Annotated in this window: 19 protein-coding genes; 12 read left to right on the top strand and 7 right to left on the bottom strand. The window is 71.1% G+C overall.

Annotated features, from left to right (window positions below; translation table 11 throughout):
• Positions 1–34: 34 nt before the first annotated feature.
• The gene (locus G569_RS0136605; RefSeq protein WP_028067083.1) at positions 35–2,560 is read right to left on the bottom strand and encodes an AAA family ATPase; all 2,526 of its coding nucleotides are present in this window, start codon (positions 2,558–2,560) and stop codon (positions 35–37) included.
• A 46-nt stretch (positions 2,561–2,606) separates the two neighbouring features.
• On the opposite strand from G569_RS0136605, the gene G569_RS0136600 reads away from it, so the two are divergent.
• The 6 genes from G569_RS0136600 (at position 2,607) to G569_RS59810 (ending at position 7,362) form a co-directional block, all read left to right on the top strand.
• Complete coding sequence (locus tag G569_RS0136600) at positions 2,607–3,050, top strand: hypothetical protein (RefSeq protein ID WP_028067082.1); 444 nt, start codon at positions 2,607–2,609, stop codon at positions 3,048–3,050.
• A 16-nt stretch (positions 3,051–3,066) separates the two neighbouring features.
• Entirely contained in the window at positions 3,067–4,554 is a 1,488-nt protein-coding gene (locus G569_RS0136595; protein WP_028067081.1) for a long-chain-fatty-acid--CoA ligase, read from the top strand.
• 72 nt (positions 4,555–4,626) lie between these two features.
• The gene (locus G569_RS64215) at positions 4,627–5,103 is read left to right on the top strand and encodes a hypothetical protein (protein ID WP_169542326.1); all 477 of its coding nucleotides are present in this window, start codon (positions 4,627–4,629) and stop codon (positions 5,101–5,103) included.
• A complete protein-coding gene (locus tag G569_RS59820) occupies positions 5,100–5,681 on the top strand; it encodes a ferritin-like domain-containing protein (RefSeq protein ID WP_053227539.1) in 582 nt (193 codons plus the stop codon). The genes G569_RS64215 and G569_RS59820 overlap by 4 nt, the downstream gene beginning before the upstream one ends.
• Positions 5,678–6,337: a ferritin-like domain-containing protein gene (locus tag G569_RS59815; protein WP_053227538.1), complete on the top strand. Its 660-nt coding sequence runs from the start codon at positions 5,678–5,680 to the stop codon at positions 6,335–6,337. The genes G569_RS59820 and G569_RS59815 overlap by 4 nt, the downstream gene beginning before the upstream one ends.
• Positions 6,334–7,362, top strand: coding sequence for a L,D-transpeptidase (locus G569_RS59810; RefSeq protein WP_053227537.1), 1,029 nt, complete (start codon positions 6,334–6,336; stop codon positions 7,360–7,362). Before G569_RS59815 ends, G569_RS59810 begins: the two co-directional genes overlap by 4 nt.
• Here the strand turns inward: G569_RS59810 and G569_RS0136570 are convergent.
• The gene (locus G569_RS0136570; protein ID WP_053227536.1) at positions 7,349–7,972 is read right to left on the bottom strand and encodes an O-methyltransferase; all 624 of its coding nucleotides are present in this window, start codon (positions 7,970–7,972) and stop codon (positions 7,349–7,351) included. The genes G569_RS59810 and G569_RS0136570 overlap by 14 nt on opposite strands.
• Positions 7,973–7,985: 13 nt before the next feature.
• Complete coding sequence (locus G569_RS0136565) at positions 7,986–8,768, bottom strand: hypothetical protein (protein ID WP_028067079.1); 783 nt, start codon at positions 8,766–8,768, stop codon at positions 7,986–7,988.
• Positions 8,769–9,396: 628 nt separating this feature from the next.
• Here G569_RS0136565 and G569_RS0136560 point away from each other — a divergent pair.
• The 5 genes from G569_RS0136560 (at position 9,397) to G569_RS0136540 (ending at position 13,242) form a co-directional block, all read left to right on the top strand.
• Entirely contained in the window at positions 9,397–9,627 is a 231-nt protein-coding gene (locus G569_RS0136560; protein ID WP_028067078.1) for a hypothetical protein, read from the top strand.
• A 76-nt stretch (positions 9,628–9,703) separates the two neighbouring features.
• A complete protein-coding gene (locus G569_RS0136555; RefSeq protein WP_157592559.1) occupies positions 9,704–10,894 on the top strand; it encodes a TIR domain-containing protein in 1,191 nt (396 codons plus the stop codon).
• Between the two features lie 514 nt (positions 10,895–11,408).
• Positions 11,409–12,809, top strand: coding sequence for a phage major capsid protein (locus G569_RS0136550; RefSeq protein WP_028067076.1), 1,401 nt, complete (start codon positions 11,409–11,411; stop codon positions 12,807–12,809).
• Positions 12,810–12,811: 2 nt separating this feature from the next.
• Positions 12,812–13,033 (top strand): hypothetical protein, encoded by a 222-nt coding sequence (locus G569_RS0136545; RefSeq protein WP_028067075.1) that lies wholly within the window; start codon positions 12,812–12,814, stop codon positions 13,031–13,033.
• 5 nt (positions 13,034–13,038) lie between these two features.
• Positions 13,039–13,242: a hypothetical protein gene (locus tag G569_RS0136540; RefSeq protein WP_028067074.1), complete on the top strand. Its 204-nt coding sequence runs from the start codon at positions 13,039–13,041 to the stop codon at positions 13,240–13,242.
• 455 nt (positions 13,243–13,697) lie between these two features.
• Here G569_RS0136540 and G569_RS59805 read toward each other — a convergent pair whose 3' ends face one another.
• The 3 genes from G569_RS59805 to G569_RS0136525 all read right to left on the bottom strand — a co-directional run bounded on the left by G569_RS59805 (position 13,698) and on the right by G569_RS0136525 (position 17,181).
• Positions 13,698–15,446 carry an FtsK/SpoIIIE domain-containing protein gene (locus G569_RS59805; protein WP_157592558.1) on the bottom strand — a complete coding sequence of 583 codons (1,749 nt, stop codon included), beginning with the start codon at positions 15,444–15,446 and terminating at the stop codon, positions 13,698–13,700.
• A 25-nt stretch (positions 15,447–15,471) separates the two neighbouring features.
• On the bottom strand, positions 15,472–15,894 hold the full coding sequence (locus G569_RS0136530) for a hypothetical protein (RefSeq protein WP_028067073.1): 423 nt from the start codon (positions 15,892–15,894) through the stop codon (positions 15,472–15,474).
• A 777-nt stretch (positions 15,895–16,671) separates the two neighbouring features.
• Complete coding sequence (locus G569_RS0136525; protein ID WP_028067072.1) at positions 16,672–17,181, bottom strand: hypothetical protein; 510 nt, start codon at positions 17,179–17,181, stop codon at positions 16,672–16,674.
• A 620-nt stretch (positions 17,182–17,801) separates the two neighbouring features.
• Here G569_RS0136525 and G569_RS0136520 point away from each other — a divergent pair.
• Positions 17,802–19,457, top strand: coding sequence for a recombinase family protein (locus G569_RS0136520; protein WP_028067071.1), 1,656 nt, complete (start codon positions 17,802–17,804; stop codon positions 19,455–19,457).
• Here the strand turns inward: G569_RS0136520 and G569_RS0136515 are convergent.
• Positions 19,352–19,825: an RNA polymerase sigma factor gene (locus G569_RS0136515; protein WP_037501766.1), complete on the bottom strand. Its 474-nt coding sequence runs from the start codon at positions 19,823–19,825 to the stop codon at positions 19,352–19,354. The two genes, G569_RS0136520 and G569_RS0136515, sit on opposite strands and share 106 nt — an antisense overlap.
• Between the last annotated feature and the right edge of the window lie 162 nt (positions 19,826–19,987).

Raw genomic sequence — 19,987 nt, 5'->3', positions numbered from 1 at the left:
CACCGCGGCCCTCCCCTCCGCAGTGGCGGTCGCGTTACGCGGCGTCGGCGGGATCGGTTCGGAGCGCGTCGGAGAGCTGACTGCGGGACGCGATGCCGAGCTTGCGGTAGGTGGCGCCGAGGTGGCCTTCGACGGTCTTCTCGGTCACGAAGAGCAGCTCGGCGATCTCGCGGTTGCCGAGGCCGCCGGCGGCCAGCCGCGCGACGCGTTCCTGGGCCGCGGTCAGCGCCGCGGCGCCGGTGAGCGCGGTGCGGCGCGGGCGGGCGCCGGTGGCGACGAGCGCGTCGCGGGCGCGGGACGCCAGGGCGGTGGCGCCGCAGCGCTCCGCCAGCTCGAGCGCCGCGCGCAGCGAGTCGCGGTCGCCGAGCTCGGCCAGCGCGTGCGCGTAGTCCAGCCGCGCCTCCGAACCCTGCAGCACCGCGGCGGCCCGCTCCGCTCCCTCGCCGGTGATGCGGGCGCGGGCGAGCAGCGCGCGCCCGTGCTCACGCGCGACGCCGAAGCGCTCCGCCCAGTCGGCCTGCTCGTCGACGGCGTCGAGCGCCTCCTCGGTGCGGCCGGTCGCGTGCGCGGCGAGCGCCAACGTCGAGCCCCAGGCGACGAAGCCAGGGTTCTTGAAGCCCCACGCCCGCTGGCGCCTCGCGCACTCCCGCGCCAGGTTCAGGGCCTCCGGGAACCGTCCCTCCGCGAGCCGCAGCCGCGCGAGCGTGTCGAGCAGGAACGTGAAGCCGAAGATCTCCGGCCAGTCGCGCTCGAGCCCCGTGCGCCTCACCCACTCGCTCGCCTCCGCGACCTCGCCGCGCTCCAGCAGGGCGTCGACCAGCGGCGAGATCACCCACGGCAGCGCGATCCGGTAGTCGCCGTACGTGACCGGCAGCTCGCTCACCCACGCGATCAGCTCGCGCAGGTCGGCCTCGGTCTCGGCGATCCGCCCCTGGCGCACCCGCACCAGGGCCCGCAGCGCGACCGCGAGCCGCAGCCGCTCGAGCTCCCCCGCCGCCCGCGCGGCGTCGGCCACGGCCGTCCAGCACGCGTCCGCCTGCTCGAGCCGGCCCGCCGCCATCAGCGCGATCAGCGCCGCGGCGATCGACGTCGGCCCGGCGTCCGGGAAGGCGAGCTCGGCGTGATCGGCGCCGACGCCGGCGGGAGGTGTGCGAGCGACCTCGATCCACGCCCCCACCGCGGACGCCCCGGGCGGGAGCTGCGCCGCGAGCGCGTCGAGGCCGCCGAAGCCCCGCACGAGGGCGAGGTCGAGCACGCTGACCGTCGCGAGCTCGGTCCGCGCCTCCTCACCGTCTCCGCGGGCGAACACGGCGGCGGCGTCGCTGAAGTAGCCCTGGATCATCAGCGCGCGGCCGAGCTCGAGCACCAGCTCCTCACGTTCGTCGCCGGACGCCAGCGCCAGCGCCTGGCGCAGGACCGGGAAGCCGCCCGGGCCCTTGGTGGCGATCAGCGCGCGAGCGAGTTCGCGCAGCACCGGGACGAGCTCCCCGCGTGGGAGCTGCTCCTCCGCGGCTCGCTCGAGGTAGGCGACGGCGGTCTCGGGCGCGCCACGGGCCCAGGCGGCCGTCGCGGCCTCGCGCAACGCGCGGGCGGCCGGGACGCCGCCGCCGGGTCCGGCCGCGAGCACGTGGGCGGCGATCCGCTCCGGGCCGGTCACGAGCTTCGCCGCCTGCGCGTGCAGCTCGGCGCGGTCGGCGGCCGGGATCGCGGCGTAGATCGCCTGGTGGACGAGCGGGTGGGCGAAGTTGTCGCCGTCGAGGATCTCGGCGTTCGCCAACGCCTCCGCGGCGGTCACGGTGTCGCGGACGTCGAGGCCCGCGAGCCGCGCGGCGATCGTCCCGCCGCCGCCGGCGACGGCCATCGCGCGGGCCAGGCGCAAGCAGTTCGGCTCGAGCTCCTGCAGGCGCAGCGCGATCGACTCCACCACCGAGCGCGGCGCGGAGTCGTCGTCGGAAGCCGCCATCGCGTGGACGTAGAACGGGATGCCGCCGGTGGCCTCGTGGATCGCCGTCGCCCGCTCCTCGCCCGCCAGCTCGGCGACCGCGTCGCGTGACAGCGGCTTCGGCGTGACGACGGTGGTCGACGGGTGCAGAGCGATCCGGCGCAGCAGCTCGTCCTGCTCGTCGCTGCGGGCGGCGATCACCAGCGCCAGCGGGAGGTCGGCGACGCGGTTGACCATGTAGGCCAGCCAGCGCAGCGAGGGCTGGTCGAGCCAGTGGGCGTCGTCGACCACGATCGCCACCGGGCCGAGGCCCGCCGTCAGCCAGTAGAGGCCGTGCAGGACGGCGTGGTCAGGCTCCCCTCCGGCTGAGAACGCCCCGGCGGCGTGGCGGGCGGCGCCGGAGTAGGGGACCGGGACGTGGGCGAAGAGCTGCTGGACGGCGCCGAACGCGAACGAGCGCTCGAGCTCAGACCCGCGGGCGCGCAGGACGCGCTCGTGCGTGACCTCGGCGAGCAGCGCGGTCTTGCCGATCCCGGCGGGCCCGGAGACCAGCACGCAACCACCCGCACCGTCGAGCACCGCCGCGATCGCGGCGCGCTCGGAGTCGCGTTCGAGCAAAGTCAGGGGAATTCTCCAGGGGTCCGTCGGTGCATCCTGGACGCACGTGAGCACCTACACCGTTGTCGTCGCCCTGCACATCATCGCGGTCGTCGCGGCGTACGGCCTTCCGCTCAGCGCGCCGCTGCTCGTGCCGTACGTCCGCCGCCACCATCCGGCCGCGCTGCCGGGCCTGCACGCCGCGCAGCACCGGCTCAACAACGTCGTGACGGGTCCGTTCACCGTGCTCGTGCTCGTGTTCGGGATCTACCTCGCGACCGACGGGCATCGCTGGGACGAGCCGTTCGTGGGCGTCGGGATCGGCGCCATCGCGATCATCGCGGTGGTGGGCGGCGGGGTGGTGGTCCCCGCCGTGCGGCAGCTGGCGGCGCTCGACCCGGGCTCTGCCGAATACGACCGCGTGTACCGGCGCTACATGGCGTCCGAGAGCTTCCTCGGCGTGGTCGTGCTGCTCGCGATCTTCGTGATGGCGGCCAAACCGTTCTCGTGACGGTAGGGTCGCTCTCATGTCCCTTGCCACGCTGCTGACGGACACGGCGGCGAAGTTCGCCGACCGTCCGGCCCTCAAGCTCGACGACGCCGTCCTCAACTACGCGCTGCTCAACGAGGCAGCGACGCGCGTAGCCGGCCTGCTCAAGGACAAGGGCGTGGCGCCGGGTGACCGGGTCGGGATCATGCTGCCGAACGTCCCGTACTTCGGCGCGGTCTACTACGGCATCCTGCGCGCGGGCGGGGTCGTGGTGCCGATGAACGTGCTGCTGAAGGGGCGCGAGGTCGGGTTCTACCTCGGGGACTCCGGCGCGAAGGTCCTGTTCGCGTGGCACGGGTTCGAGGAGGCGGCCCGCGAGGGTGCCACCGACGCCGAGCTGATCCTCGTGACGCCGAACGAGTTCGAGAAGCTGCTGATGGGCGCGCCGCGGGCGCCGGAGGACGAGCCGCGGGCGGGTGACGACACCGCCGTGATCCTCTACACGAGCGGCACGACCGGGACGCCGAAGGGCGCCGAGCTCACCCACGACAACCTGCGCCAGAACTGCACCGTGACGGCGAAGACGCTGATCGACGTGGGCGAGGAGGACGTGATCCTCGGCGCGCTCCCGCTGTTCCACTCCTTCGGGCAGACGTGCGGGCTCAACGCGGCGATCGCCCACGGCGCGTGCCTGACGCTGATCCCGCGCTTCGATCCGGCCAAGGCGCTGCAGATCATCGAGCGCGATCGCGTGACCGTGCTCGAGGGCGTGCCGACGATGTACCACGCGATGCTCAACGTGCCCGAGCCCTCGGACACCGCCTCGTTGCGCGTGTGCGTGACCGGAGGGTCGGCGATGCCGGGCGAGGTCATGCGGGCGTTCGAGAAGAAGTTCGACTGCATCATCCTCGAGGGCTACGGGCTGAGCGAGACCTCGCCGGTGGCGTCGTTCAACCACCCCGACGCCGAGCGCAAGGCGGGCTCGATCGGGACGCCGATCGCCGGGGTCGAGATGAAGGTGGTCGACGACGAGGGCGACGACGTCGAGCAGGGCGGCGTGGGCGAGATCGTGATCCGCGGCCACAACGTGATGAAGGGCTACTGGAACCGGCCTGACGCGACCGCCGACGTGATGCGCGACGGCTGGTTCGCCACCGGCGACATGGCGACCGTGGACGACGACGGCTACTTCTTCATCGTCGACCGCAAGAAGGACATGATCATCCGCGGCGGATACAACGTCTACCCGCGGGAGATCGAGGAGGTGCTCTACGAGCACCCGGCGGTCTCGGAGGCGGCGGTCGTGGGCGTGCCGGACGACGCGCTGGGCGAGGAGGTCGCGGCGGCTGTCGTTTTGAAGACAGGTGCCGAGGCATCCGCCGACGACATCCGCGCGTATGTCAAAGAGCGTGTCGCCGCGTACAAGTACCCGCGCCAGATCTGGTTCTCCTCCGAGCTCCCGAAGGGGCCGACCGGGAAGATCCTCAAGCGCGAGATCAAGGCCCCGTCCGAAGTCGAACAGTGATGGCGTGACGGGGTCATCCGATCCCGTTAGGCTGAACCTCTGACTGTAAGCGCACGGACTTTCTGGGTGGTCGTGGGGCTGGCGGTCCTGTCGCCGGCCCCGGCGCGCGCGCAGGAGCAGACCCCCTCGCCCAAGGAGCTCTGGCAGGCGTATCCGCTGCAGCCCGGCCAGGCGCCCGCGACCGTGACTCCGGGACCGTCAGCATCTGCGTCCGCGGCGCCGTCGGCGACTCCGGCGGGTGCGGTTTCCGCTGACGACGGCGGCGGCGGTGTGCCGCTGGCCGTCCCGATCGGGCTTGCCGCGGTGCTCGCCTTCGGCGCGGGCGTCGGGCTCGGGCTGCGCCGGCGACGCGAGCGGCCGATCGAGGAGCCGGCCGCCGCGGAGCCGGTCGCGCCCAGGCGCTTCCAGTGGCGCGACTACCCGCAGCCCGCGCGGCCCGCTCCGCCGCCTCCGCCGGTGCCGGGCGCCCGCGCGCCGTCGTTCGAGGCCGCGCTCGAGGCCGAGCGCGACGCGGTTCCTGCGCGCACCGCGCAGCGGGAGCCGCATTGATCACGCGGCGGGCGGCGTTCGAGGCGGGCGCGGTGGCGCTGGGCGGGATCGCCGTGGGAGGCGTGGTCCTCGGCGAGCACGCGGATCCCGCCGTCTCCGCGCCGTCGGCCAAGCAGGATGCGGAGATCCTCAACTTCGCGCTGCTGCTCGAGTACGTGCAGGCGGCGTTCTACGCGGAGGGCTTGTCGCGGGCGGGGCTGACGGGTGAGTTGAAGACGTTCGCGTCGACGGTCGCCGCGCAGGAGCAGGAGCACATCGCGTTCCTGAAACAGGCGTTGGGGAGCGCGGCGCGCAAGGCGCCGAAGACCGACTTCGGCGACGACACGTCTGACGCGGACAAGTTCTCGCTCGCGGCCTTCAAGCTCGAGGACCTCGGCGTCGCGGCGTACAACGCGCAGGCGCCGAACCTGACCAAGGAGTCGCTGCGCGCGGCCGCGCGGATCGTGTCCGTCGAGTCGCGCCACGCGGCCTGGATTCGCGACCTGCGCGGGATGAACCCCGCCCCCCACGCGGCCGAGCCGACCGTCGACGCCCAGCGCGTGATCGACACCTTCAAGGGCAGCGGGTACGTGCAGTGAACCTCGGCGACGTCGACCGCGACGGAGCGATCGGATCGGCGTTGGACACGCTGCACGGGACGACGCGGGCGCAGTTCTTCGCGCGTGCCGCGCTGGGGAGCGCAGCGCTGCTCGCCGCATCCTCGGCGCCCGCCTCGGCGGCCATCTCGCGCCGCGACGAAGCGATCCTCAACTACGCGCTGACGCTCGAGTACGTCCAGGACTCCTTCTATTCCGAGGTCGAGCGGATCGGTGCGCTGACGGGTCCCCTGGCCGAGCAGGCGAAGGTCGTCGCCGCCCACGAGCGCGCCCACGTCAAGGCGTTCCGCGAGGTGCTCGGGTCGCGCGCCGTCGCGCGGCCCCGCTTCGACTTCCGCGGCGCGACCGAGGACGCCGAGCGCTTCCGCAACACCGCGGTCGCGTTCGAGGACCTCGCGGTCGCCGCCTACAAGGCCCAGGCGCCGCTGATCCAGAGCCGCTCGTATCTGGTGCCCGCGCTGGCGATCCACTCGGTCGAAGCGCGCCACGCCGCATGGATCCGCCGGCTGGCGGGTGTGGCGCCGGCCGCCGACGCCTTCGACGAGCCGCGCTCCATGAAGTCCACGCTGGCGATCGTCGCCGACACCCACTTCGTGGTGAAGACGCGCTCGCGCCGCAAGCCCAAGTTCACCGGGTGAGCCGGTTTCGTCGCGGAAACCGCGACGAAACCGGCGCACCTGGTGCGCCGGGCCACGCCGGGCCGGGCGGCGCCGCCGCGCCGGGCCGCGCCGCCGCGGCGGGAGGCGACGCCGCGCCGGGCCGCGCCGCCGCGCCGGGCCGCGATGCCGCGCCGGGCCACGCCGAGCCGGGCCGCGACGCCGCGCCGGGCCACGCCGGGCCGGGCGGCGCCGCCCCGCCGGGCCGCGCCGGCGTTCGTCGGTCGCGTGCGCTTGCGGTCGCGGCCGGCCTCGTCATCGCCGCGGTCGTGCTCGCCGGTGCCGCGCTCGTGCCGCGCGGCGGCGCTTCTTCCCCCGCGCGCGCCACTCCACGCGAGTCCGCCGCGCGGCTGCCCGCGACGCCCAAGGGGGCGTTCGAGATCGGTGCGCCCGTGCCGCTCCCGCGACACCGCGGCGAGACGACGTGGGCGGCGGTGCGGTCCGACGTGGTCGCGCGGGCGGCGCCGTCGCGCGCCGCGCGCAAGGTCGGGACGCTCAGCGCGCTCACGCCGGAGGCGACGACGAACATCGTGCTGCCGCTGGGGCGGCGGCACCTGTGGGTCAAGGTGCGGTTGCCCGCGTTGCCGAACGGGACGACCGGGTGGGTGCCGCGGTCGGCGCTCGGCGCCTACGGGACGGTGGGGACGCGGATCGTCGTCGACCTCGCGGCGCGACGCCTCACGCTCACGAAGGACGGGCGGACGGTGCTGCGGGTGCCGGTCGGGATCGGGACGCGCGACGCGCCGACGCCGCGCGGGACGTTCGTGGTCCGCAACCGGCTGACCCGCTACAAGAGCGCGTTCTACGGGCCGGTGGCGCTCGGGACCAGCGCGCGCTCGGAGACGCTCACCGACTGGCCGGGCGGGGGGTACGTCGGCATCCACGGCACCGATCGTCCGGACCTGATCCCGGGCGCGGTGTCGCACGGCTGCATCCGGCTGCGCAACGCGGACATCCTGAAGCTGGCGCGCGAGCTCCCGATCGGGACCCCGCTCACGATCCGATGATCCGCGCGATCGTCAGCCCGTCGTGGAGGCCCAGGAGCACCGACTCGACGCGCTCATCGGCCGCGATCCGCTCGTTGAGCGCGGTCATCCGCTCGCCGCGTTCGTTGCCTTCCTCGAGCACCCGCTTGCCGAGCAGCATGTTGTCGAGCACGATCACGCCGCCCGGTCGCATGCGCGGGACCAGCGCCTCGTAGTAGGCGGGGTAGCCGTCCTTGTCGGCGTCGACGTAGGCGAGGTCGACGTGCGGCACCTCGGGGATCGCGGCGAGGCTCTCGCCCGCCGGGCCGACCTTGATCGTCACGCGATCGCTCAGGCCCGCCGCCTCGACGTTCGCTCGCGAGACGTCCGCGAGCTCGGGGTCGACCTCGAAGCACGTCAGCTGCCCGCCCTCGGCCAGCCCGCGCGCGATGCAGATCGCGCCGTAGCCGGTGAACGTGCCGATCTCGAGCGCCTCCCGCGCGTCCAGCATCCGCGCCAGCAACGTCAGCAGCCGCGCCTGGTCAGGGCGGGACAGCATCGCGGCGTTCGGGCGTTCCCGGGTCTCGCGCTCGACCCGCGCCAGCACGTCGTCCTGCCCGGCGAAGCGCGTCAGGTACTCCATCAGTTCCATGCCGCGGATCTTGTCAGCCGCCCTCGAAGCCGAACTCGCCGCCGCCGCCGCTGCCGCTCCCCGATGACGCCGACTTCGTGCTGCCGCCGCCCGACTTCACGCTCGCGGCGGACGCGCGCGGCGGCGTCGTCGCCCCGCCCGAGCCGGCCGCGCCTTCGAACGTGAACTCGTCGCGGCTCGCGGCGGCCACCGGGTGCTTCTTCTTCGCCGCCGCCTTCGTGCGCACGGTCTTCACCCGCGGCGCCGCGGTCGCAGTGGCGGTCGCGCGGGCGAACGGCGTGGCGACCGGGGTCGGCGTGACCCTCGCCACGCGCGCCGGCGAGCGCTTCTTGGTCTCCACCCGCTTCGGCGGCTTCGCCTTCGGTGGATCACTCGCGATGTGGGCGATGATCGGCGGCGCCGGCACCGCGCCCGTCATCACGCACGCCGCGCCCGCGACCCCGCCGCCGAGACAGATCCCCAGCACCGCGGCCGCCGGACCGAATCGCCCACCGCCCGCCGACGAGTACAACGCCACCTCCGACCGCGACAAGAGCCGCGCGAGCCACCCGAACGGCAGCAGGAGCGCGAGCCGCCGCGTCCGCGAGAAGCGCATGTCGCGCACCGCCGCCCGGCACGTCGCGCAGTGGCGCAGGTGCGGGCGGATCGAGACCACGTCGGCGCTCGTCGCCGTCCCCGCCGCGAGCGCGTTCAACGCGTCCTCGTGCGCCGAGCACTCCTCGCCCGCCTCGAGCCGCGAGAAGACCTTCAGGAACCGCGCGCGACCCTCGGTGATCGACCGGTTGACCTTGGTCAATGGCGGGGTTTGGAGTGGGGGGCTCGCGCTCCCACCGCTCAGCTTGCCGGTGCCACCTGGCACGCCTGTGGGGCCGCTCAGGCGCTCCCCGGCCCGTAAGGCGGGGTGCTGCGCCCCGGAGCAGAGCGAGATACCGGCACCGGGGGTGAAGTGACACACACTTGAACGTAAAAACGCCTCCCAGGAATTTGAGCCCGTTCCTGAGAGGCGTTGTACGTTTCCCCGTGAGCACAGAGAGTGAGCGCAGCGTAACACGCTGTTACCTCCTCGGTGAGTGAAAAGTTGGAAGAGCCTCGCAACTCTCACTCGCTTCAATAGGCAGGCGGATAAGGCGAACGGCGTCGGATAGCCGGGGGGCTCGAATCACCAGAGCCGTACTGAGCCCGGTACGGATTGAAAGTCCAGAGCGCGCGAGCGCTGGCAGGGTGGGGACGAGACGAGGAAGCTGGTACCTGGCGTCACTTGAGTCCCCGCAGCGATGAGTCTCCGTCGATACCTCACTTCGTTGGATACCTCAAAGCGTTACTGTCTCCCAGAATGGGGGCAGTACGCTCCGAGCCCCGCCAACGTTTCCTTCTTCATTGGATGGGCCTGGGCTCAGGTGAGAACAGCAACGAAGGGAACTACGGTGACGATCTGGATTTACGGACAAGGGAACCCACCGTACGAGCCGGACGACGTTGGGCTGCTTCATGCGCTCGACTTGGACGGCAACGATCTAGTGGCGCTGCCGTGCGATCGAGAATTCGTGCGGCCGGAGGTGCTGCTTACCCGCACGCGGGACGAACTGGCGGTGCGGGGTGCGTGGGGCGATCAGCTGCGGGCGGAGATCGCCGCGCTGGAGGCCGGAAGCGAGTAGCGCCACTACCACGCAAGAAGCCCGAAGTGCGCGGCGCGTTTTGAACGCCGTCCGTGACCGTTGATACAAAGAGGGCGTGGCATCAAAGAACGAACCCGCCAAACCGAAGGCGAAAGCCAAGCCCAAGCCGAAGGCCGCCCCGGCCACTCCGGCCACCTCGAAGCCCGCCGGGCGGAACTACGTGAGCCAGGCCGACGTGCCCCGGCACACGATCGAGGAGGCGCTGCGGATTCCGCGGGCCATCGCCGAGCACTACGGCAAGCAGCCCACGCGACCACTCGACGTTGCGGCGGCGATGAACATGGCACCTACGACTGGAACGTTCCGGATGTTGGCAGGAGCGTCCATTGCCTACGGTTTCACGGAGGGCGGACCCAACGCGTCGTCGATCTCCATCACCGAGTTGGGACTTCGGGTGGTCGCTCCCACATTGGAGGGCGACGACCAGACCGCAAAGCGCGAGGCCGTGCTGCGGCCACGGGTGGTTCGAGAGTTCCTAGAAAAGTACGATGGCTCTCCGCTGCCGCGAGCGGATATCGGCCAGAACGTCCTTGAGGCCATGGGCGTGGCCGCCAGCGCCACGGAACGCACGCTCGAACTCATCGTGGAAAGCGCGGACGGCCTTGGCCTCCTGACGGAGATCAACGGCAAGAAGTACGTCAACTTGCAGTCCGCGCACACCGCCGCTACCGATACGGACCTGCTGTACGACGAGGACGCCGATACCGACGAGCAAGCGGCGCTTCCGAATAGCTTGACAGCGGAGGACGTGGCGGTTGCTAAGCGCATCGCGCAGCCGCAGGCACCCGTGCCCCCGGCCGTCGTGGAGGAGGCGCTCAAGCCGAACCGGCGCGTTTTCATCAGCCACGGCAAGAACAAGAAGGTCGTGGCGCAACTCAAGGAACTTCTCGCCTACGGAGATTTCGAGCCCGTCGTGTCGGTGGAGCACGAGACGATCTCGAAGCCGGTGCCGGACAAAGTGATGGACGACATGCGCTCGTGCGGCGCGGGCATCATCCACGTGGGCACCGAGAGGCTCGTCAAGGACGAGGACGGCAACGAGTACAAGATGGTCAACCAGAACGTGCTGATCGAGATCGGCGCGGCAATGGCCCTCTACGCGGGGCGCTTCATCCTGCTGGTGGAGAAGGGCACGACGCTTCCCTCCAACCTCCAAGGGCTCTACGAGGTCCGCTTCGAGGGTGAGGGCCTCGACCACGATTCCACGATGAAGTTGCTCAAAGCCTTCAACGACTTCAAGGGGTAGTGGGTGCCGACGGCACTGTCCGGCCGCTAACGATGTAGTGGTAGCCGCACAGGCCTCCTATGTGCTCGGGGTCGCCGCAGATGCGGCACGTGCCGATGGGTGCGGGCGGCGGCAACTCCGAGATGGGCCTGTACTCGCGTTCGAGCACGGCGGGCTCGGGCGTGCGGACGGGGTGCGCTGGATTACGTAGCGGCTTCGGTGGCGGGGTGTCTCTCGGCCTCAGAGGGTTGCTGCACCCCCCGCTGTAGACGGGCCGCCAGCGGTGCCGGGCGGCGGCCAAGCGCGCATCCCCGTCCGCGTGCGTGTACTCCGCCGCCCGCTGCCACGCTGTATCGAAGTCCCACCCGGCAACGAGTTGTTCCTCAAGTAGCAGCCTGAACACTCGGTACTCAGGCAGTTCGAGTAACTCCAAAGGCACTCGCTCATCTTGCACACCCGGTTACGATGAGCCCGTTCGGGTGAAGCCGCCGCGCACGGCACTTCACAGGGAGATTCACACCTGTGAGGTGCAGAAGTGTTCAGAGTCACAGTCGGCGGCGTCACGTACGAGTACCGGGACACCGACGAGATGGTCGAGGCGCTCCGAGATCTCGACGCCGAGTACGCGGGCAGGCTGATGGACGAGCCAGCCCGCCTCCGCTGGAACGCGGTCAACGAGCAGCTCGAACATGCGCGAGCACGCTCCGAGCGCATCGCCGAACTCACCCGCAACGGAGGCGGCCCCGGCACCGAACGCGGAGCGACGTTCCACACCCGCCGCGTGGAGGCGGAGCACCCCTCGCAGCGCTCCCCGCACCACTACCGGAACAACGCGCTCCGCGCCATCGAGCGCAACGCCGATGTTCTCAGCCCCGAGGCCGGCGACCGACTCGACGCGTTCGTGCGCACCGGGGATCGGACCGGCATGGACAGCCGGTACCTCGCGGCGGTGGCAGACCCGGCCTACGCGGGCGCGTTCCACAAGGTCGCAACGCGCGGCGCGTTGGCGCACCTGAGCTTCACCGAGAAGGAGAGCGCGGCGTGGCAGGAGGTCATCGAGGCCGAGGCGGTGCGCGCCATGGCGGTGGGTACCGGCTCGGCGGGCGGTTACGCCCTTCCGCTCACGCTCGATCCGACGATCATGCTGACCAACGACGGCAGCTACAGCGGCGTGCGCGATTTCGCCCGCGTCGAGACGATCTCCACCGACAAGTGGAAGGGCGTCACGAGCGCCGGTGTCGTCGCCTCCTACGACCCCGAGTTGAGCGAGGTCAGCGACGACACGCCGACGTTCGGGCAGCCGGAGGCGGACACCGCGAAGGCCCAGGCATGGATCGAATACTCGATCGAGATCGGGCAGGACTGGCAGGGCCTCCAGGCCGAGCTCGGCGGCCTGCTCCGCGACGCCAAGAACAACCTCGAGAACCAGAAGTTCTACGACGGCACAGGCGTGGACGAGCCACGCGGAATCATGGGCGGCACCGGCACCCTCGCCATCGCCGTGGTGACGGGCGCGGGCTCGGCGACGTTCGCGGTGGGCGACGTGTACACGCTGCTTCAGGCGGTGCCGACGCGGTGGCAGCAGCGCACGGCCGTGGCCGCCTCCCCGGTGGCGTTCGACTACGCGTACCAGCTCGTCGGCGGGAACGGCCCAACGCCGCCGCTGCTCCCGACGCGCGAGGGGGCAATGATCGGACGGCGTAAGTTCGAGTGGTCCGCGATGAACGGTGCCGTGAGCACCGGCAACGTGTTCATGATCGCGGGGGACTGGAAGCAGTTCCTCATCGCGGACCGGGTCGGCTTGAGCGTCGAGTTCGTGCAGCACGTGATGGGGCCGAACCGCCGCCCGATGGGCAAGCGCGGGCTGTACGCGTTCTGGCGGAACACGTCCACCGTCCTCGTGCCCAGCGCGTTCAGGGCACTGAAGATCAAGTAGCCATGAACGCGCCAGTGACCGCCACGTTCCACGGCGGGCCATTCGACGGCCGCTGCCAGGACCGTGACGCAGAAGACCTACCGCGCCAGCTACGCGTCTTCGAGCGCTCCGAGTTCGGGCCGCGCGAAGCCTCCTACGTGCGCCGCAACGAACCCGACCTCGACGGCCGCGTCGTTTACGTGCTCCTCACGGAGACGCACGCCCGCGCCGGGGGGTTCGGATGAGGCGGGTGAAGACTCGCACCATCGCGCCGTGGATCAAGCGCGCGGCCCTCACGGACCCCCGGGGCGATTACAAGCTCGCCAGGGACCTCGGCGTGACCGTGGACGAGATCCGGGCGCTGCGCGACGAGGCCGCCGCGCCAGACCCGCACATCGTGCACCGGGGCTACGGCGGCACCCCGCCCCGGCGCAAACCACCCGCGCCCCGGTAGCCGCACCTCGCCGCCCGGAGTCCTGCCACCCAGGGCTCCGGGCTCAGCACCTCCGGACACAGGTTCGAGCCGGGCGAAATCCGGGGCCAGGGGGACCGCAACCGCACCTGCGGAACCAAGTTGGCGCGTCGGCGTTCGCTTCGGAGGGCTTTTACGGGCGAATGCGGGTTTTCGCGCGCTCTCGCGGAACCCCGTGACGGCAACCACGGTGTCCAACGGTGTCCAAAGATGTCAACTGGTGTCAAATCGTGTCCGGCCAACGCCCGGACACCGCCCGGTACCGACCGGGACGATCCGTATAACCCCTCAGGCATGGCAAGCAGGTTCCCGCCCCGTAGCGGAACCTTTGGCGAGATGAAGCTACGGGGCGGGCGCTCCTGTACCGCTAGCCACGGATGACTAGTCAAGTCGTGACGCTACCGGCTATGGCGGACATATGCGTCGCGTCACAACCGTCACGACAGATCAGACGTAGCGAGCCGCCTCCGGTGGTACGCCACCGTCGTCCGGTCGCACCCGAGCCGCCGCGCGATCTCCGCGTTGCTGCCCGGCCGCTCCGCCAGCTCCACCGCGATAAGCGGCCCCCACTGGCCCCCCGCCCCGTGAGCCCTGGCCGCCACGGGTTCCTTCCCCCCACCCGACACGCCCGGCTCAGGACCCCCCGGACCCGGGACGACTACCGCCGGGGAAGGGGAGAGCGCGGGGAAAGGCTCCCCGACTGCGCTCGCACTTCGTGCGTGCTCGCCGCTCCCCATCCCCACCTCCCCGCCACCGGGCACCGCACCCGGAGCGACAACACCGACCGCACCGGGGAGGGAGTGCGTGGGCGGCCCTGCGCTGCGTTGGTTGGCGGCCCTCCCTGCCAAGGCCTCTAGCTGGTCATCGCTGATGAAGTAAGAGCGGCACAGCACGGGCGCGGATCCTTCATCGAGAACGTACCCGGTGCCCCTGGCTTCACGGGCGATGCGGGAGGCGTCCGTGCCCGCTGCCGCGCGGCCCTTGCCGAGCACGGTGTCCGAGGCTTCCGGGGTGGAGCAGCGCAGCGCCCACCGGGCCGGGAACAGGTCACGGATCGAGGACGGGATGGTGTCGGTGCTCGGCTTCTGCGTGGCGGCCACAACAATCAAGCCGGCGGCCCTCCCGCGTGCCACGAGATCGCGGAGCTTGCCGTTGAACTCCTTGCTGGTCTTGCCCGAGTTCGCGTAGTACGCCAGCTCATCGACAACGAGCACGCCGAGCGGATCGCCCTCGGTGACCTTGCGCTTACCGGCGGCCCGGAGCGCCGCGTATGCGCTGTCCATCCAGACTTCGGCGTCCCGCAGGACCGTGAGCGCATCTTCCATGTTGGCCCCGGCGAACGCGGCACACGAGTTCTCCCACGGCACGAGGTCGACTTGCTTGCCGTCGAGCGCGAACACGGTGCAGGTTGTGTCGAGCGCGGCGGTAGCGACGATCATCGACATGGCGACGGATTTGCCGCCGCCGGGTTCGCCGCCGATGAGCAGGTGGCTGTCGGGGAGCCGGATTCGTCTGGTTTGGCCGTTCGCATCCAGCGCGAGCGGGATGGGGTCCCACATGCTGAGCCCGATGGCGTCTAGGTTGGGCCACGGGGTGCCCGCCATCCGGGCAAGTGGGTCGCGGGCCACGACAAGCACCGTGCAGCGGCCCGCGTCGGCCGTGTCCTGGCTCACTCGCACCTCCCGTGCCCGGTACCACGATGCAAGGCCGGGTGCGGCTCGCTCCACATCGCTCGCGGTCCACCCGTGCCCACAATCGACGGTGAGCTCGATCCCCACGCGGGAGTTCGCGAACCTCCGCAACCTCGGGGCCGGGCGATCCGGGCGGGAGAGCCCGCACGCCGCGCACGCCCTCCGCCAATCCCGCCACGCCCGGAGGACACGCCACTGAGCCCGGAACCACGGCCAGTTCGCCCACACCGTGAGCGCCACCGTCGCGAGCGTCCCGGCGGTGCCGAGCCACAACCCGAGCGCGTTCACCGCAAACTCCCAGACGATGAGCGCGACGGCGGCGACGAGCACCGCCGGGCCGTACCGCCGATGCAGCCCGCGCATCGCGTCCCTGGCGAGCCACCACCCGCCCCCGTAGGCGGCGACCGTGCCGAGCACGCTCCCGAGCACCGCCACCGCGACGAACCAGACGGCGAGCGCTACGAGGAGCGGCGCGTGCCGGAGCGCCCGCTCCACCACATCGATCGTCCGGATAACCACGTCAGCACCCCGCCTTCTCTCCGAACTGCTCCGCGAGCCGCTGCGCCTCCGCCCGCGCCTCGTCCTCCGTCGCGTAGTGCTTGCCGGGGCCGCTCGGCATCTTCAGGAACCAGCCGGTGCCGCTGACCTCCGGGTCCCACGGCTTGAACCCGTGTTGCCAGTCCTTGCACCACGCCTTCTGCGCTTCCTTCGTGGCGACGTTCTTGGCGGCGTCGCTGTCGGGGTCGATGGCGGCCTGTAGGCGCTTCATCGACGCGGCCATCGCTTGCATGGCGCTCGCGGTTTGCTGCGCCGTCTGCGTGGCCGTCTGCGCGGCCCCCACGGTGTCCTGGACGCTGTGCACGAGCGGCAGCACGAACCCATACATCAACGCGATGAACACGAGGACGAGCACGAGCGCCGTCACCCATTGCTGGCGGTTCATCGCTCACCCCTCGGCTTGCGCTTTGACGACCGCGGACCGCCCATGCGGCCCCGGCCCATCCCGAGCAACGGTTCAGTGTTCACCAGCTCCGGCGGCGGTTCACGTTCCAACCGCTGCTCGATGGCTCTGGCGGCCCATCGACTTGCACTCACATCACCGCGAGCTGAGTCGAACCGCTCTTTTACCTCATCGCTGAGGTAGATGTTCACATACGGCATAACTCAACGATGTACACGAACACTCAGAACATCACAATCTGGGCGTTCCCCACGAACACCACGGGAAGTTACTGTCACCTCCCGTAACACGATGGCGCGGCGCGCGCGGTGAGCACCTGCCGGGTGCCGCCCCGGCGGGCGGTCGGCGATGCGACCCCGCCCCCCCTCCTTCGGGTCGGATGCGGGCCGGATGTGTGAGGGAACGTGCCGCTGTCGCACGTCGTCGGCGGTCGTCACGGGAATTGATGCCGGCGGCCTCGGGTGGTGTCCGAGCGGTTCGGGCACCGGGGCGCAGACGCGGCCGGGACACGGCAGAGGTGAGCGGCTTCGGCACCGACGCGTCCGGGCTGATGGGACCCGGTGAGCACGGCTGACCTCCTAGGGTGAGCCCTCCACCGCTCGGCGGGAGCGTAGCCCGCTCTCAGGCCGAGGGAGCGGCGGCCGGGCCGTGAGTAGGGGCCTGCCGGTCCTCGGGCTCACGCGGCCCGCACGGGGCCGCACAGCAAAGCGCCCCGGTGGCTAGCCGGGGCGCGGGTGCTGCTCGGGTGTTCGGTGGTGGCTACGCGGCGGCGGGCGCGCTCACGGGGGCCTCGGTGGCGGCCCCACGCTGCTCGGCAGGCCCGGCCTTCGGGGCGCGCTTACGGGCGCTCGGCTTCGGTGCGGCGGCGGCCTCGCGCTCGGCGGCCTTCGTGGCGCGGCGCTCACGCTGGCAGGCGCGGCACTCCTCGCCCCGCTTGCCGCTGGCGCTGTTGATCGTCGGGAACTTGGTCTCCGGCTGCGTCTCACCGCACGTCTTGCAGGTGATCTCGCCGTCTGTGCTCGCCACGCTGGCGGCGGGGCGCTTCCGGCCGCTCTTCGTGGCGAACAACTCGGCGGTGGGCTTCAGCGCGGCGGCCTCGGCCTCCAGCTTGCCGAGCGCCTTCGTCAGCTTGCTCTTGGCGGCTCCCTTAGCCTCGCCCTTCTCCAGCTCCACCGTGATCGCCGTGATGGCGTCCTGCACGGTGCTCAGCTTGGCGGCGGCGGCGTCGGCCTGCTCGCGGAGGGTGGGGGTGGCGGTCTGCTCGGACATGTGGTGCTCCCTGGCTCAGTGGCCGGTGGGTGGTGGGCAACTGAGATGAATGAAGCACGGTCACTCACACATGTCGAGGCTCACAGTGAAAAAGAATGCTGTGAGTGAGTCGGCCCCGGAACGGTGCGAGTTCAACGGGGGAGAAAGATGCCCGCATCCCTCGCACCGTTCGGGTTCGGCGGCCCGCGCCAGCTACCACCCCGGCACGGCATCGGTGCCTGTTTCACCTGCCGCCGTCGCTCCCCCGGTCAATTTAGAGGCGCGCCGTACCCAGAACGTACACACATCGCGGCGCGTTCACCATGAAACGCCACGTGCCCCATCGTTGAGGTCCATAACGATGGGGCACGTCGGGATCGGCGCGGTCCTCGGAGGGATGGGCGAGGGCCGGATGCGGGCCTGCCGCTGCGCGGCGGAACGCGGTACCGGCCGGACGTTAGTGGGCACTCACCCCGGATGCGAGGGCGTCCCTAGCTGAGTGGCGAGATGCCGGCGCCGCTTCGGGTCGAGTTGCCGGGGCCGCCCGTACAATTGGGGCGGGCCAAGTAGTCGGCCTCGCGAGCGCGCCAACGCTCCGAGGCCACGGCCCACGAAGCCAAGCCAAGACAGAGAGGACAAACGTGGGCGCTCACGAGCGTAACGCACCCCCACCGGCCGTCGTTTACGCGGCCAAGAGCACACCGGACGAACGCGACTCGATCCCGGAGCAGCTAGACGACGCGCGTGCCGCCGCCGAGAGAGCGGGGCAGCACGTCGAAGCCGAGTACAAGGACGAGAACGCGAGCGCGTGGAAGGGCAACCGTGGCGAAGATCTCGTGCGGGCGATGGAGCACACGGAACGCCTGGCCCGCGAGCACGGCCGATGCGACCTTTGGGTACAGGACAGTGACCGATTGGCGCGCGGGGATGGCAAGCAGGCGCGGCACCTCGTGGAGCTGGCGCTGTGGGCGCTCAAGTTCGAGGGGGGCACGATCCGGCTCCGCTCCGTAGACGACGACGCCACGTTCCGCGACCTGAGCAGCGTGGCCTCACGCGGCGACCGGAACAACGCGGACAGCGAGCGTAAGAGCCGGGCGGTGACGCGCGGGTTGGCGAGGCGGGCACGCGCGGGCAAGCCGGTGGGCGCGCTCCCAGACGGCTACGACGCAGTGCCCGTCATCGTGGACGGCGTGGGGTGCAGTCAGCGCGTCGTGAACGACGAGCGCATGGGGGCCGTGTACCACCCGATCATGGACGCGGTGGAGGCGGGGAGCACGCCCGGCGAAGTAGCCCGCAAGCTGAACACGGACGGGTTGCGGACGCGCCGGGGCAAGCCGTGGGAGGCGCGCTCAGTGCGCCGCATCGTGCGGAACGAGGACTACTGCGGCGGCACCGGCTACCCGCCCGTGATCGAGCGCGAGCGGTGGGAGCGGATCAACGCTGAGCTTGAGCGGATGGACCCGGCGGCGGTGCAAGCCCGGAAAGGCGGCAGGCCATCGCAGAGCCAGAAGCGGATGCTCTCCGGCGGGCTCGCGTTCTGCCTGCGGTGCGGCGGGACGCTCTATGTGCGCCACTACGCGAAGCTCGGCGGCTACGGCTACCGGTGCCGACGCGTGATGCAGAACTCGGGGCTCTGCGATGCGCCGCCTATCTCGTGCGAGATGGCGGAGGGCGCGGTACTCCGGCACCTGGAAAGCATCATCGGCCAGCAACTCGCGCAGTGGGTGCTGGCGCAGTCCGAGCATCGCGACGGCGAGTTGGAGGCGTTGCGTGCCGCCCTCGCGCGCGAGCGCGAGAAGCTGCGCGGCCTCGAGCGCCGTGTCCAACGGTTGCGGGAGCAACACCTCCGGCTGCTCGAGGACAGCGACGAGACGCTGGCGGACGCGGCGCTGCGCGCGGTGATGCCCGCCGAGCAGGCCGCCAGCGCGCAGGCCGTGACGGTCGGGGATGCCGAGGCGCGGGTAGCGGAGTGGGAAGCCGCCCCGAGCCACGACGCCGCACTCGACTACTACAGCGAGATCGTGGGTGTGGTGCGCGGCGAACTCAAGCAAGCGCGCGGGGTGGACGAACTCAACGCCGCGCTACGCAAGACGATGCAAGGCGTGTACCTGGACATCAACAACGGATGCTTCCGCGCCGACGTGCGGCTCCGAGCCGGAGAGCGCGTCTTCCAGCAATACACGACCGAGAACTACCGGGGGCCGTGGCAGGCGTTCGCGCTCGCGCCACCGCCGAGCCAAACCGAGCCACAGAGTTTCGTGTACGTCCACCCGAAGTGGCGGCCGATCTCCTGGTAGGAGAGACCCTCGGCCTTCAGCAGCAGCGCCCGCGCCTCGTCGGGCTTCAAGGCCTTCAGGGCCTCGACCGACCGGTCCACCCGCTCGCCGCCGGCGACCTCGTCTTCGACATCGCGCAAGCCGTGGTGCACGCTCGTGTCGAGGTCGACGTCCTCGCGGTCGACGGAGGCCAGCCGCGCGCGCCGGATCGCCATCGCTTCATGCTTCACGACGACCCGGAGCCACGCCCCTTCGGTGGCCGGGTCGACCGTCGCGAGCTTGCGCAGGTAGATCTCCAGCGCGCGTTGGTAGGCGTCCAGGGCGTCGTCGTGGCAGAGGGAGAACTGGTTCGCGACGCGCAGGACGGCGGCGCCGTGCCGCGCGACCATCGCCTCGACCCTCCGCGCGTCATCTGCCACGCCGCGTTCGCCCAACGCCGCCACTACAGCAATCCTCTCCGTTCGCCCTCTCGCAGCATTTAGGCGGATCGGTGCGGTTCTCGTCCCTCCCCGTTCGGCGATTTGTCCGCAAATTGCGGTGTTTTTCGCGCC

Origin of the sequence: Solirubrobacter soli DSM 22325 (assembly GCF_000423665.1) — a bacterium.
GTDB lineage: Bacteria > Actinomycetota > Thermoleophilia > Solirubrobacterales > Solirubrobacteraceae > Solirubrobacter > Solirubrobacter soli.
Note: the sequence above shows the minus strand (reverse complement) of the source record. Positions and strands in the feature narration are given on the sequence as shown.